The following is a 13609-nucleotide window of genomic DNA, read 5'->3' as shown; positions in this document are numbered from 1 at the left end:
GAGGACACTTCGCATGAAGTCCGCACCGCACGTCTCGTTACGTTCCCGGGTGGCCACGCCGGCCACCGGGCTTGCCGTCGCCGCCCTGGTCGCCGCGGGCACCCTCGCCGTCGGCTTCAACACCCCCGCGCGGGCCGCCACTTGCGGCGGCTACGTCGGGCTCACCTTCGACGACGGCCCGTCCGGCAACACCCCCGCCCTCCTCAACGCGCTGAAGCAGAACGGACTTCGGGCCACGATGTTCAACGAGGGCCAGTACGCGGCCACTTACCCCGCACAGGTCAGGGCCGAGGTCGCCGCCGGCATGTGGGTCGGCAACCACAGCTACACCCACCCGCACCTCACCCAGCAGACCCGGGCGACGATCGACTCGGAGATCTCCCGGACCCAGCAGGCCATCGCGACCGCGGGCGGCGGCACGCCCAGGCTCTTCCGCCCGCCGTACGGCGAGACCAACGCGACGGTGAAGGCCGCAGAGGCCAAGTACGGTCTGACGGAGATCATTTGGGACGTCGACTCGCAGGACTGGAACGGCGCGAGCACCGACGCGATCGTCACGGCGGCCGGCCGGCTCACCGCCGGCCAGGTCATCCTGATGCACGACTGGCCGGCCAACACGGTCGCGGCGATCCCGCGCATCGCACAGGGACTGACCGCCCGCGGCCTGTGCGCCGGGATGATCTCGCCGCAGACCGGCCGCGCCGTCGCTCCCTGACCAACGGCGCCAACGGGGGCGGGAGCGACGGCAGTTGACCTCGCCCCCCTAGGGGGTGGGCGAAGCGAGGGCCGTGGTGATCTCGGGGGTGACCGGGTGTCCGGCGAGGACGTGGCGGACGGCGTCGAGGGGGACCGGACGCTCGTAGTAGTCCTCGAAGTGGGCCCGGACCGTCTCGGGGGAGCGGTCCGTGAGGAGGTGGAAGAGGGAGTCGGAGCCGTCCGGGGATTCGTTGCCGGCGGGGAATTCGATGGCCGGGCCGGCGCGCCAGGCGGTGTCGCCGGTCTCGCGCCACAGGCAGACGGTGACCGGGGAGACGCCCATGGTCGCGTCGTGGAAGGCGGGATCGTCCAGGAGCGGGCGCAGCGCGGCGGGCACGTCGTCGATGACGCCGGGCCAGACCTCCTCGTCGTCCGTCCCGTACGGGCTCATCTCCGATTCGTGGTCGAAGCCGAGTACGAGCACCCCGGCCGGGGTGAACTGGACGGAGAACTCGTCCCCCGAGCCGTTGTCCATCCGGGCCGCCTCCTCCTCGGGACCCCGGTCCGTGTGGAAGGTGTACCGGCAGAACTCCTCGTCGTCGCCGATCGCGCTGTCGAGGACGGCCAACGCGCGCAGATGGACGCGGAGTTCGGCGGGGTCGGGGAGGAGGGCGGCGGTGTCGTGCACGGTGCTCATGACGTCATGGAAGCAGCCGCCACTGACAATCCGGTGCCACGGCTATGCGGTGAGCCCGGGCAGTGCGATACCGGCGTCCGCCAGGAGCCGTCGTTCCTCGGTCGTGAACGTCGGTCCGTCGAGCTGGGGCCGCAGCGGTCCGAGCAGCGCGGCCGTCAGAACGCCGGGGCCGAGCAGCGCCGTGCCCGGGGACCGGAGGGTCAGGACCTCTGTCATCGCCGTCGCCACGCGGTACGAGCCCGTCGCGGTGTGGGAGAGACGGCTGACGTAGCGCTGCAGCAGTCGGTCGGCAGGGTCCGCGTTCTTGCCCTGGGTGGTCGCGTAGTGGATGTCCTGGCCCACGGCGAGGCTCCAGGCGAGTTCGACGGGACCGGCGATGGCCCGCTGGGCCGTGCGGGACAGGCCCCTGCCGAGGCCCAGGGAGGACAGTTGGGTGCGCAGGGCCACGGCGCCCAGGGCCGCCACCGACATGCCGTGGCCGTACACCGGGTTGAACGCGGCCACCGAGTCGCCGAGGGCGACCAGGCCCTCGGGCCAGGACTTGAGGCGTTCGTAGTAGTAGCGGCGGTTGACCGTGCTGTGGGTCATGACGACGTCGGTCAGCGGCTCCGCGTGGGCCAGGAGGTCGGCGACGAGCGGGTGCCGGAGGGTGCGGGCGTAGTTCTCGAACTCGGCCGCGTCGCGCGAGGGTTGGCCGCCCGGGGTGCCCATCAGGCTGACGTGCCAGCGGCCGTCCTCGATCGGGACGATGCCGCCCGCGCGGCCGGGCTCGCCGCTCCGCGGGTCGGCCTGGACGCTGATCAGGGGCCAGTTCCGGGTGGAGACGGGGGCGCGGTAGATACGGCTGGCGTAGGCCATGCCGGAGTCGATGCGGGCCTCGGCCGGGGCGGGGACGCCCAGTTCGGCCAGCCAGCGCGGAGTGCGCGCCGCCTTTCCTGAGGCGTCGACGACCAGGTCCGCGGTCAGCTCGCTCTCGGTGCCGTCGGCCGCGCTCAGCCGTACCCCGGTGACCCGGCGCGAACTCCCCAGCAGGGCGGTGACCTTGGTGTGCGGACGTACACGGATGCGCGGGTCCTTCAGCACATGCCGGCGTACGACGGAGTCGGTGAGGTCGCGGCTCGCGGCGATCAGGTAGTGGCTGTCCCGCTTCCAGCGGCGGTACCAGCCCTCGGGGGAGAACAGCACCATGTTGGTCGTCATGGGTACGCGGTTGGCGCCCACGGCCAGCAGTTCCGCGATCGAGCCGGGCAGCAGTTCGTCGATCGCGTCCGCTCCGCCCGACAACAGGACGTGGAAATGCGCCGCTTGGGGCACGCCCGGGCGTGCCTCGGGTCCCTCGGGCAGCTCGTGCGCCTCGATGATCTCGACGGTGTCCACGTGGTCCCGGACGGCGGCTGCGGCGAGCATCCCGGCGAGACTGCCTCCGACGACCACGGCACGGGTGGACGTCCGGGACACCTGGGGCAGCCGCTGCGGCGATTCACTCATGAGGGGAAGATAACAAGCCCAATTCGCCTGCCACAGAGGGCAGTTGGCCCCCGGTCCGCCGCCCGCCCCCGGTGTCACGCGCCGTCGAGCAGTGAGGCGAGTCCTCGGTCGAGGGTCGGTTCCAGGGCCTCCCGGCCCGGCTCGGTCACCCGGTAGGTGCGGCGCAGGAAGTGGTGCAGCGCGACCGAGTCGAAGCGGATCATCGCGATGCCCTCCGGCGAGTGGAACTCGACGGCCGTGTGGGCGGGGCCGTACGGCCTGATGTGTACGTTGCCCATCCCGGCGGGGGTGTCGAGACCCTCCTCGAGGAGCGCCCGCGCGAAGGTCCAGGTCACCTTCTTGCCGTCGAGCGATATCCAGGCGGGGAACAGGAGTTGGACGGCGAAGGGGTCGCCGGAGGAGTAGCGAAGCGTGACCGTTACGGCCAACTCCTGGTCGTCGTCGGCGATCAGGCGGGCGCCGGTGGGCTGTTCCAGGGTGATGGGGCTCATGGGCGGTCTCCGATTCGGGCGGGAGCGGCGGCCGTTGTGCCGACGCACCCTCCTTGATCACGCGGAGGGGTCTTTGATTACGCCGTCACACAGGGCAATTCATGTGACCTGTATCACCTTGGGGGGCGGCTGCAACTTTAATTGAAAGTTTTGCCATCTAGGGTACAAACCCATTCCCCCGCCCCACTGGCAACTGGAGCGTTGCTGCCATGACCGACGGCCCCACCGCCGCATACGCCCGGATCTACGAGGAGCAGCAGCCGCGCCTCGTCGCCTACGCCCGCTCGCTCACCCGCAACACCTGGGTCGCCGAAGACCTCGTCGCCGAGGCGCACTTCAGGGTGTGGCGCAGGCTGTCCGCCGGGCATGAGATCGACAACGTACCGGCGTACCTCATGACCACGGTGAAGCATCTCGCGAGCGCCGCCGGGGCCGCCGTACGCGAGACACCGCGTGATCCGCAGGCCGACGAGCGGACCGTTGCCGATCCCGCGCACCTCCACGGGGACGATCCGGCCGAGCAGGTGTCCTCGACTGACCTGCTGGTGAGGGTTCTTGAGCAGTTGCCGGAGCGCTGGGTGAAGGCGCTGTGGCTGGCCGAGGCGGAGGGGCTGCCGCTGGCGGCGATAGGACCCCAGCTCGGCACCAAGCAGGGGGCCACGGCCGTACTGCTGCACCGCGCGCGGGAGGGCATGCGGCAGGCGTTCCTGCGTGCGCAGACCGGCGCTCCGGACGATCCCGCGTGCCAGGTGCACTGGGCCCGGATGCCCGCGTATGTGCGCGGCGGCGCCACCGAGCGGCAGTCCGAACGGCTCCTCGGACATGTGGACGGGTGCGACGACTGCCGGGCCCGGCTCGCCGCCCTGATGCGCGCCAACGACCGGCTGCCCGCGCTCGTGGCACCGGCCCTGCTGGTGTTCGTGCTCGGCGGCGCTGGCAAGTTCCTGCTGGCCTTCGGTGCGGGATCCGCGGGCGCGGTCACCGCGGCGGGCGGTCACGGCGGCGGACTCCTGCACGGCGTACGGCACGCGGCGGTCGGCGCCTCCAAGACACAGGTGGGGGCGGCGGTCGGCGCGGCCGTCGCGGGCGCCGTCGCGGTGATCGTCGTCCTCGGCGGCAGCCACTCCGCCGAGGTCCCGGTGGCGAAGGGCCCGGTGGCCGAAGTCCCGGCCTCCCAGGCACCGGTGGCATCACAGCCGAGGTCGGCGGAGCCCACGAAGACGCCGGGCGGCGGTTCGACCGCACCGGCACCGGACGGGTCGGCAACCGCCGTACCTCCGGCCGTACTTGGCGCCGGCGGACCCGGGACGGTAGCGATACCGGTGGGAGACAGCAGCCCAACACCTGCTCCTACGGCCCCGGTTGGGACGCCGGCTCCCACGCCCACGCCCGAGCCCACGCCACCGGTGACTTCGGAGCCGGAGCCGACTCCGGCGCCATCGGCTCCCACGGATCCGGAGCCGACTCCCACGAAACCGACGCCCACATACCCGGCTCCGAGCGATCCCGTGAAGGAGACCCCGGAGCCCACGACCCCGTCCGTACCGTCACCCGAACCCTCCGTGGTGGCCCCGACTCCCGCCGAACCCACGCCTGTTGAGACCCCGGGCGGTGGCGGCCGTCCCTGTGGCCGGATGGCCGAGGTGGATCAGCCGATCGCGTAGGCGCGGTAGACCGTCTCCGTCGAAGTGCCGCCGGCGGAGTCGGTCACCTGCGAGCGCAGGGCGACCGCGCCGGACGCCGGGTTGTGCACGGCGGCCTTCCAGGAGGTGCCGGAGCGGGTGACGGAGACGGCCTTCCAGGTCGCGCCGCCGTCCGAAGAGGCCCAGACCTTCAGGGACTTGACCGTCGACTTGGTGAACTTGACGTCGGGGCCCTGGGATCCGCGGCCCGCGCTGACGGTGACCGACGTGACGCTGTTCGCCTGCGCCCGGTTGCGGCTGTCGAGACCGGTCGGCAGGAAGCGGGTCATGAAGACGGGGGCGACCACCGACTTGGCCGGGTCGGCCTTGAACCGCCAGTCGAGCGTGACGCGCGACGACAGCATGCCGGACGGGAAGGTGATGCCCGGGCGGTAGCGGTGGGCGTCCACGGTCAGCCGGTACGAACCGGCCGAATGGATGCGGGCCGTGAAACCGTCGTCGGAGGAGGCCCAGTTGGTCAGGGTCTGCTTCTTGACGGTGGTGCTCCCCTTGTACAGGACCACCGTCTCCTTCGTCGGATCGGCTCCGCTCGGGCCCACGTCGGGGTCGCCGATCAGCGCCTCCGGGATGAAGTTCACGGACTTCTGCCAGACGGTGGGCAGGTAGTGCAGGGGGCTCCACACGGCCCGCCCGAACGACTGGGTGAAGCTCTGCCCCGCCTTCAGCGTCCGTACCGCCGGGAAACCGCCCCCGATGTCGTCCCCGTTGCTCGCGTAGATGTCGTCGCGCGGCTGCCAACTCCCGGGCGTCACATGGGCGGTGGCGCTGTACGGAGCGGTGCTGTCGTTGACGGCGGCGTACATGTCGGTCGTGCAGTTGTCGATCTTGGGCGCGGCCTGGAGCGCGACGTCGTGCTCGTTCGCCATCTGCGTCCCGCTGCGCACCGAGAAACGCATCGTCGCCAGCTGGGACCGCTTGAACGACCCGCCGGGCGCGGCCGGGACACCGGTCGTGTTCTTCACCGCGATGTAGCTGTCGTTGCCGGACCACTGGGCCATGAACCCGAACTGGAGCAGCTTGGACGAGTTGGGGATGGCGTAGACGGACCCGGCGTAGTTCCCGCCGCCCACGGCGACGGCGGAGGGCATGGTGGCGTCGGCGGCGCACACCTGCGCGCCGATCATGGCGGGCTCGGTCACATCGGCCGGGGTGTCCAGCGACACCTTCACGGCCTTGCCCTTACGGGCGTCCAGTGTCACGGACTTGGCCCCCGACACCGTCACGACCTGCGCGCCGATCGTGTCGGTGCCCAGACCGTCCGTGGTGCTCTCGGAGATGTCGGCCATCACGAGGTACTTGCCCGCGGGCAGGCTGAGCTTCTTGCCGGACTTGACGCTGTACGTCTCATCGGACGGCACGGCGACAACGGTCACCGTCGTCGCCACCTTCGTGCCGTGCCGCCCCAGCGTGGTGACGGTCAGCGAGCCCGACGCCGCCTGCGCGGAGGCGGCGGGAACGACCAGCGGCGCGAGCATGGCCACGCCGACGAAAGCGAACGGTATGCGTCTTGTACGTCCGACACGACCTGCGCTCATGACTACCCCCCAAGATCCGGACTCCCCAAAGCCGACTCATAGTAGCCATGCGCCTCACCCTCCGCTCCCGACCCCCCGGCAAGCCTCCGCGTACGCCCTCACCAGGGGCTGTCCGCCGTTCTCGCGCCGCCACGCGAGGGCGTACCGGCTCGGCGACAGGCCGTGCACCGGGCGGGTGGTCACACCGCCGAGGGTGATCAGATGTGCGTTGCCCGTGGCGACCAGGCAGATACCGAGACCGGCGACCAGCGCCTCGTACGTCTCCTCCGTGCTCGCGATCTCCGCCCCGATGCGCGGGGGACGGCCACCGCGCTCGTCGAGGGCGAGCCAGTGGTCGCGCAGCGGGCCCGCGTCGGGCGGCAGGGCGAGGAACGGCTCGTCGACGAGGTCCGCGAAGTCGATCCCGGCGCGAGCGGCCAGCGGATGGGAGTCCGGGAGCGCGATCAGGCGGGGCTCCTCGGCGACCACGGTCCAGTCGTAGCGCTCCGCGTCGGGCAGCGGCAGCCAGACGAACGCCACGTCCGTCACGCCGTCCGCGAGGCCCGCCGTCGGATCGTCCCAACCGACCTGGCGCAGCCGCACGTTGGCCTCCGGACGCGCGGCCGTGAAACGGGAGCGGATCGCGGGCAGCAGGCCGCCCCGGCCGGGGCTGGTGCTCATACCGACCACCAGGGTGCTGCGTTCGGCCGCACTGACCTCCGCCAGCGCGGACGCGCCCTCCGCCCAGAGGGCCAACACCCGCTCTGCATACGGCAGTAGGGCCGCACCGGCGGGGGTGAGCGTCACGCCCTGCCGGTCGCGGCGGAACAGTTCGGCATCCAACTGCCGCTCCAGCGCCCGGATCTGCTTGCTCAGCGCGGGCTGCGACACATACAACTTCTCGGCCGCGCGCGTGAAGTGCAGTTCCTCGGCGACCGCCACGAAGTAGCGCAGGTCCCGTACATGGACGTCCATCGTCATAGCCATCGGTTATGAGCTTAGGTCTTGGACGTGTCGCCGGGGGCGGGAGCAGGCTGGTCCGCAGAGCGAAACAGGGATCTCAAGGGGAGACGTCATGAACAAGGTGTGGCTGGTGACCGGCGCGAGCAGCGGGTTCGGGCGGGCGATCGTCGAGGCCGCGCTCGCCGCCGGTGACGTGGTGGTCGGCGCTGCCCGGCGGACCGAGGCGCTGGACGACCTGGTGGCCGCCCACCCCGACCAGTTGGAGGCGCTGCGGCTGGACGTCACCGACACGGGGGCGGCGGAGGCGGCCGTACGGGACGTGGTGGCGCGGCACGGGCGGATCGACGTCCTCGTCAACAACGCGGGCCGCACCCACGTCGGGGCCTTCGAGGAGACCACCGAGCAGGAGCTGCGGGACCTGTTCGACCTGCATGTCTTCGGGCCGGCCGCGCTCACGCGCGCGGTCCTGCCGTACATGCGGGAGCGGCGCTCGGGGGCGATCGTGCAGATGAGCAGCATGGGCGGGCAGATGTCCTTCGCGGGCTTCTCGGCGTACAGCGGAACGAAGTTCGCGCTGGAGGGACTGTCCGAGGCGCTCGCCGACGAGGTCGCCGAGTTCGGCATCAAGGTGCTGATCGTCGAACCGGGCGCCTTCCGGACCGCCCTCTTCGACACCGGCCGGGCCGGGGTCAGCGCCGACAGCGGTGTGTACGCCAAGGTGACCGAGACCCGAGGCTTCGTCTCCGGCGGTGACGGCGGCCAGGCCGGCGACCCCGCGAAGGCCGCGGCCCTCATCCTCGCGGCCCTCGACGCCGAGGACACCCCCCTGCACCTGCCCCTGGGAGACGACGCCGTCGACGCCGTGCTCGGCCACCTCGACCAGGTCCGAGCCGACATCGCGGCTTGGGAGAAGCGGACCCGGGCGACCGGCTTCGACGCCTGACGGAGAGCCACCTCGGACGCCAACTGACTCTCCCCGTCAGGTCAGTTCGCCGTCACGAGCGCACGTCGAGCTCGGCGAGCGCGGCACCCGTGCCCCCTCGCACGGTGACACGGACGTACCGGGCGGGCGTCCCGTTCGGAGCGTGCCACGTACGGCCGTCCGCCGAGACCTCGACCGAGTACGACCCCGGGCGCTTCGTCCACGTGGGCCGGACCGTCCCGACCCGCACCGGGCGGCCCAGGTCGACGGTGAGCGAGGCGCGGTCGGCGCCCGGGGACCAGGCGGTCGCGGGGCTGCCGTCCACGGCGGCCTCCGGGTAGCGGCCGGACTCCGAGGAGGTCGCCGTCACGGGGCGGCAGCGGGCCAGGTCGGTGGTGGGGGTGAGGTCCGGGCGCCGGGTCTTCAGGGTGACCGTGCCGGAGAGGGTGCGGCGGCCCGCGGGGGTGTCCAGCACGAAGGACGCCCCGGAGCGCAGCCGCACGGTCGTCGTCTTCGCGCCGATGGCGATGTCGTACGTACGACCGCGCCAGCGCAGGCCCGACAGGCGTACCCCGGCGGACAGTTGGGGCGGCAGGCTCGGGTCCAGGTGGAGGGCGTCGGGGCGCAGCCGCAGGCCGGTCAGACCGTGGGTGAAGACCTGGAGGAAGCCGCCCTTGCCGGTGAGGAAGTCCTGCGCGGGGGAGCCGGCGAGGGGGTCGGACGCGCCCGCCTTGTCGCCGCGCGACTCCGAGAAGAGGGCGAACGGGCCGCGCGCGAACGGCTGGTAGGCCCGCCGAAGGTAGGTGTACGCGGCACAGCCGGGCTCGCCGACGGCCGCCGCGTCGATCGCGTGCACGGCGTCGGTCATGGCGGGGCCGTCCGGGTCGGTGCGCCGGGCGTAGTGGTCGAGGGTGGCGGCCCCGGCACCGGCCGGCATCGGCCACTCCAGCGGGTAGATCAGCAGCACGGTGTCCGCCTGCTTGATCTGCGAGCCGTCGTAGCCGTCGTACTGGAGGAAGATCTTGCGCTTCGGGTCGTAGGGGATGCGCAGGTGGTTCGCGATGGTGAGCCAGTCGGCGGGGGCGGTTCGGCCCAGGGTGCGGGCCGCCTCGGTGGCGGCGCGGAGGGCGGTGGCGGCGACGGCGTTGGTGTAGACGGCGTCGTTCACGCCGTTGCTGTATTCGTCGGGGCCCGCGACCTCCTTGATGGAGTAGGAGCCGTCGGTGTTCTTCGTGACCCGTGAAGTCCAGTACTGGGCAAGGCCGTTGAGGAGCGGCCAGCCCTCGGTGCGGAGCCAGGTGCGGTCGCCGGTGGCGAGGTAGTACTGCCGGGCGGCGAGGGCGATGTCGCCCTGGAGGTGGTTCTGGGTGAGGCAGTGCGGCGGCTGCCAGCTCTGGCACTCGTTCCACAGCAGTCCGTGGCTCGCGCTGGTCCACGGGAAGAACAGGCCCTTCACCGCGGTCTTCGCCGCGTTCTCGGCGGCGGCCGTGCGGGTGCGGAAGCGGTAGTCGAGGACCGGGCGGGCGAGGTCGGGGTGGGCCGCCAGCAACGAAGGGAACATCCAGGTCTCGGCGTCCCAGAAGACCATGCCCGCGTAGTTGTCGCTGGTCAGACCGGCGGGCGCGATGCTGTTCCGGGCGCCGGGGCGCAGCGCGGACAGCAGCCCGTACTGGGCGGAACGCGCCCAGAGTTGCAGGTCCGGATGGCCGGGCACCTCGATGTCCGCCGACCACAGCGCCCGCCACGCGGCACTGTGCGAGGCCAGCAGCGCGTCCCACCCGCGCCGCGCGGCCCGCCCGGCGGCCTCCTGGGCGGCGGCCCGGGGATCGCGCGAGGTGAGGGAGGTGTCGACGCCGACGTACTTGGTCGCGGTGTAGGTACGACCGGAGCGGACGGGCAGGACCGCCGTCTGGCTGGCGCTCAACTTCCCGTCCCGGGCGGTGCGTTGACGTCGTCCGGGCGCGTCCAGCACGGAGGCCAGCGCGCCGTCGACCCCGGTCCCGTCCGTGCGGAACGCGACGCCGATGGTGTGTGCGCCGGCCGGGCCGCCGGTCGTCCGGGTGACACGGCGGGCGCCACGGCCGTCGAGGCGGTCGGTGAGGGTGAGTTCGCCGTCCCAGTGCGGGACCACGCGCAGGTGCACGGCGCCGGTGTGCTCGCTGTCGCGCGAGGTGAGGACGTCGTAGACCAGGTCGGTGCGGCGGCCGTCCTTCGTCTTCCAGGTGAGGGACGTACGGACGTAGCCGCAGCGGAGGTTGAGGGTCTGGCGGTAGCGCGTGATCCGGCTGCCGCTGCCGTACGCCTCCGAGCCCGCCGTCACATCGAGGCCCGTCCAGGTCGGGAGCGCGGCGAGGGCCTCGCGGCCCGCGGTGTTCGCGGGGCCCCGGGCATAGAGCCCGGAGACGAACGCGCCGTCGTAGCGCGGGGTGTAGAGCGGCCAGCCGGTCTTCTCGCCGGAGGCCGCGTAGCCCGCGCCGGCGGGCGGGACCCGGGTGCCGAGGTAGCCGTTGCCGACGTACGGGTGGTAGGTGTCGGCCGGGTCGAGCCGGGTGGCCGAGGGCGCCCAGCCGCGCGTCCCGCAGTCGTCGCGGGGGAGGGGTGCGGCCGACGCCGGGGGCAGGGGGAGGAGCAGTGCGGCGGCGAGCAGCGGGAGCAGCAGACGGGGTGGCTTGGTCACCGTTCGACGATGGGCCGCCCTGCGGGACGCGGGCGGGAAGCGCGCGGGGGATTACCACGTACGGAGCGCACCCGACCCCGAGACCTACCCCGACACCCCCTACTACTACCGGTACGGCGTCGGCTCGGTCACCCAGCCCGCCGTCAGGACGAGCCGCGACTCGCGGTGTACGGCCAGGAAGCCGAAGGGGCGGTCGAAGCGGGCCGTGACTACCGTGGTCGTGCAGCGGAGGTCGGGCCGGGCACCGCCGGGGGCGGGCGCGACCGCGGTCACCGCTCCCGCGCGGAAGCCGAGCGCGCCGAACTGCGCCACCGCCGACTGTTCGGCCTTGCCGACGGCCAGCGGGGCGGTGCTGATGCCGGGGAAGTGGCCGTCGCCGGTGTCCATGGCCGTGGTGAGCCCGAACAGGCCGGGCTGGTCGAGGAGATCGTGCCGCGCGCCCATGTCGTACGCCACCGTCGTCACGGACAGCTCCGGCGGTCGCGGTGTGGCGCACGGCTGTTGCCCGATGCGCAGGCCCGGTCCCACGTCTCCGTACGGGAGTTGGCCGCTGGGCACGACCGGGATCCGGCGGGCCAGAGTGGCCAGGCCCGTGCCCAGCACCTGGCCGGGGGTCATCCGCTGTTCGCCGAGCAGGAGATGGACGTCGATGCCGTTGTCGCCGGGGACCTTCAGCTCGGTGACATAGCCGTGCGGGCCGCTCGCCACGCCGGCCCGGTCGAGGCGGACGCCGGTGCGGTGCAGGCCCGCCAGCCGCCGCCCCTGCCAGGGGCCGGCGTCCGGGCTGAGCATCAACTCGTCGAAGGGGCGCGGCCATTCGGTGCGCAGCGTGAGCGCGCTCGCCAGGACCATCACCACGTCCGCGTCCAGGGCGACCGGCATCCGCTCGATCAGCCCGCCCGTCCGCTCGGCCGCCCACGTGTCCAACGCCCGCTGACCGGCCGGGAGATCATCGGTGAGCACCCCGTGCGTGTCCGCCGGCAGCCCGGCCCGCCACTCCTCGCGCAGGGCCAACTCGCGCCTGGTCCACAGGCCGAGCGCGGAGCGCAGACCGGGCATCGCCCCCATCGCGGCCAGCAACTCCCGTGCGGCGGCGGCAGCTTGGTCGGCGGGCAGGCCCACCGCGTCCGCGAGTTCCGCCCGCGCCGCCCCCGACGCCCCGTCGGCGAGGAACGCGAGCAGCGGCCACACCCCGGCCGCCGAGAACACCGTGCCGCCGGTCGCCGTGTCCGCCCAGCGCGCCGTCAGCCGGTTCACCGTGTCGACGGTCCCCCCGACCGCCGTGCCCTGAACCGCCGTCCCCTGGACCGCTCCCAATTCCGCCCCCGTCAGTGCCGTAGCGCAAGATCGCGCACAGGAAGGCTATCGTCGGCGCCCGGACTGCGGATGATCAGCCCCGCGCTCCGGACGATCAGTCCCGGTCATCGGGGAACGGCTCCGGTTCCGTGACCCAGCCCGCCGCCAGCACCAGCCGCGAGTGGCGGTGCAGGGCGAGGAAGGCGAAGGGGCGGTCGAAGCGGGCGGTGACGGTGGTGGTCACGTAGCGGAGGTCGGGCAGTCCGGCGGCGACGGCGCCGAGGGCCGTCACCGCCGCCGCGCGGAAGCCGAGCGCGCCGAACCTCGCCGTCGTGGACTGCTCGGCCGAATCGATGGCCAGCGGGAAGGGGCTGATGCCGGAGAAGTGACCGTGCGTGGCGTCCCGCGCCGTGGTGAGCCCGAACAGGCGGTGCAGGCGCAGCAGATCGTGCCGCGTACTGATGTCGTACGCCGCTGTTGTCACGTCGAGCGTCGGCGGCTGCGGGCTGGTGCAGCGGGTCCGCTCCACGCGCAGGCCCGGTCCCGGGTCGCCGTAGGGGAGCCGGTCTCCGGGTACTACGGGATGACGGCGGTCCAGGATTCCCAGGCCCGCGCCCAGCACCTGCGCGGGTGTCATCCGGTCCTCCCCGAGGAGGAGGTGGACGTCGATCGCCGTGTCGCCCAGCACCTTCAGCTCGGTGACATGACCGTCCGGTGTGTCGGCCACTCCGATCCGGTCCAGGAGAGCGGTCCTGCGCCACAGACCGAGCCGGTCCCGGTCGCGCCAGTACTCGCTTTCCATCGGCACCTCTTCGAACGGCCGCAGCCACTCGGTGCGCAGGACCAGCGCGCTCGCCAGCACCAGTTCGGTGGCGTCCGTCAGCGGCAGCGGCAGTTGCTCGATCAGCCCGCCGGTCCGCTTCGCCGCCCATGCGTCCAGGGCCGCGCGGTCGGCCCCGAGGTCCCCGGTGAGCACCCCGTGCGCCTCGGCGGGCAGCCCCGCCGCCCATGCCTCGCGCAGCTCCACGGTCCGCTTCGTCCACAGCCCGAGCGCCGCGTCGACGCCCCGCATCGCGGCCAGCCCGGCCAGCAACTCCCGTGCGGCGGCGGCAGCTTGGTCGGCGGGCAGGCCCACCGCGTCCGCGAGTTCCGCCCGCGCCGC

Annotated in this window: 11 protein-coding genes; 3 read left to right on the top strand and 8 right to left on the bottom strand. The window is 72.7% G+C overall.

The features are described 5' to 3' along the window. Positions 1-49 precede the first annotated feature (49 nt). The gene (locus tag OC490_RS01400; RefSeq protein ID WP_410098464.1) at positions 50-715 is read left to right on the top strand and encodes a polysaccharide deacetylase family protein; all 666 of its coding nucleotides are present in this window, start codon (positions 50-52) and stop codon (positions 713-715) included. 48 nt (positions 716-763) lie between these two features. Here the strand turns inward: OC490_RS01400 and OC490_RS01395 are convergent, their stop codons facing one another. The 3 genes from OC490_RS01395 to OC490_RS01385 all read right to left on the bottom strand — a co-directional run bounded on the left by OC490_RS01395 (position 764) and on the right by OC490_RS01385 (position 3372). After that, positions 764-1393, bottom strand: a complete 630-nt coding sequence (locus tag OC490_RS01395; RefSeq protein ID WP_262055877.1) for a hypothetical protein — start codon at positions 1391-1393, stop codon at positions 764-766. A gap of 42 nt (positions 1394-1435) precedes the next feature. Beyond that, complete coding sequence (locus OC490_RS01390; protein ID WP_262055876.1) at positions 1436-2881, bottom strand: NAD(P)/FAD-dependent oxidoreductase; 1446 nt, start codon at positions 2879-2881, stop codon at positions 1436-1438. Between the two features lie 74 nt (positions 2882-2955). Beyond that, entirely contained in the window at positions 2956-3372 is a 417-nt protein-coding gene (locus OC490_RS01385; RefSeq protein WP_262055875.1) for an SsgA family sporulation/cell division regulator, read from the bottom strand. A 209-nt stretch (positions 3373-3581) separates the two neighbouring features. Between OC490_RS01385 and OC490_RS01380 the strand changes: the two genes are divergently transcribed. Further along, positions 3582-5036 carry a sigma-70 family RNA polymerase sigma factor gene (locus OC490_RS01380; RefSeq protein WP_262055874.1) on the top strand — a complete coding sequence of 485 codons (1455 nt, stop codon included), beginning with the start codon at positions 3582-3584 and terminating at the stop codon, positions 5034-5036. Here the strand turns inward: OC490_RS01380 and OC490_RS01375 are convergent. Together OC490_RS01375 and OC490_RS01370 are read right to left on the bottom strand one after the other, a co-directional pair. Next, positions 5021-6556 (bottom strand): hypothetical protein, encoded by a 1536-nt coding sequence (locus OC490_RS01375; protein WP_262055873.1) that lies wholly within the window; start codon positions 6554-6556, stop codon positions 5021-5023. The two genes, OC490_RS01380 and OC490_RS01375, sit on opposite strands and share 16 nt — an antisense overlap. A 108-nt stretch (positions 6557-6664) precedes the next feature. Further along, positions 6665-7576 (bottom strand): LysR family transcriptional regulator, encoded by a 912-nt coding sequence (locus tag OC490_RS01370; RefSeq protein WP_262055872.1) that lies wholly within the window; start codon positions 7574-7576, stop codon positions 6665-6667. 88 nt (positions 7577-7664) lie between these two features. On the opposite strand from OC490_RS01370, the gene OC490_RS01365 reads away from it, so the two are divergent. Continuing rightward, positions 7665-8495, top strand: a complete 831-nt coding sequence (locus tag OC490_RS01365; RefSeq protein ID WP_262055871.1) for an oxidoreductase — start codon at positions 7665-7667, stop codon at positions 8493-8495. A 52-nt stretch (positions 8496-8547) separates the two neighbouring features. On the opposite strand, the gene OC490_RS01360 is transcribed toward OC490_RS01365, so the two are convergent. The 3 genes from OC490_RS01360 to OC490_RS01350 form a co-directional block, all read right to left on the bottom strand. After that, positions 8548-11151 (bottom strand): discoidin domain-containing protein, encoded by a 2604-nt coding sequence (locus OC490_RS01360; protein WP_262055870.1) that lies wholly within the window; start codon positions 11149-11151, stop codon positions 8548-8550. 105 nt (positions 11152-11256) lie between these two features. Beyond that, positions 11257-12408 carry a serpin family protein gene (locus OC490_RS01355; protein ID WP_262055869.1) on the bottom strand — a complete coding sequence of 384 codons (1152 nt, stop codon included), beginning with the start codon at positions 12406-12408 and terminating at the stop codon, positions 11257-11259. 154 nt (positions 12409-12562) lie between these two features. Further along, a partial coding sequence (locus OC490_RS01350) for a serpin family protein (protein ID WP_262055868.1) occupies positions 12563-13609 on the bottom strand: 1047 nt, incomplete at its 5' end.

The sequence above is a fragment of the Streptomyces sp. STR69 genome (assembly GCF_024519455.1).
Taxonomy (GTDB): domain Bacteria; phylum Actinomycetota; class Actinomycetes; order Streptomycetales; family Streptomycetaceae; genus Streptomyces.
This window is presented reverse-complemented; position numbering and strand designations above follow the sequence as displayed.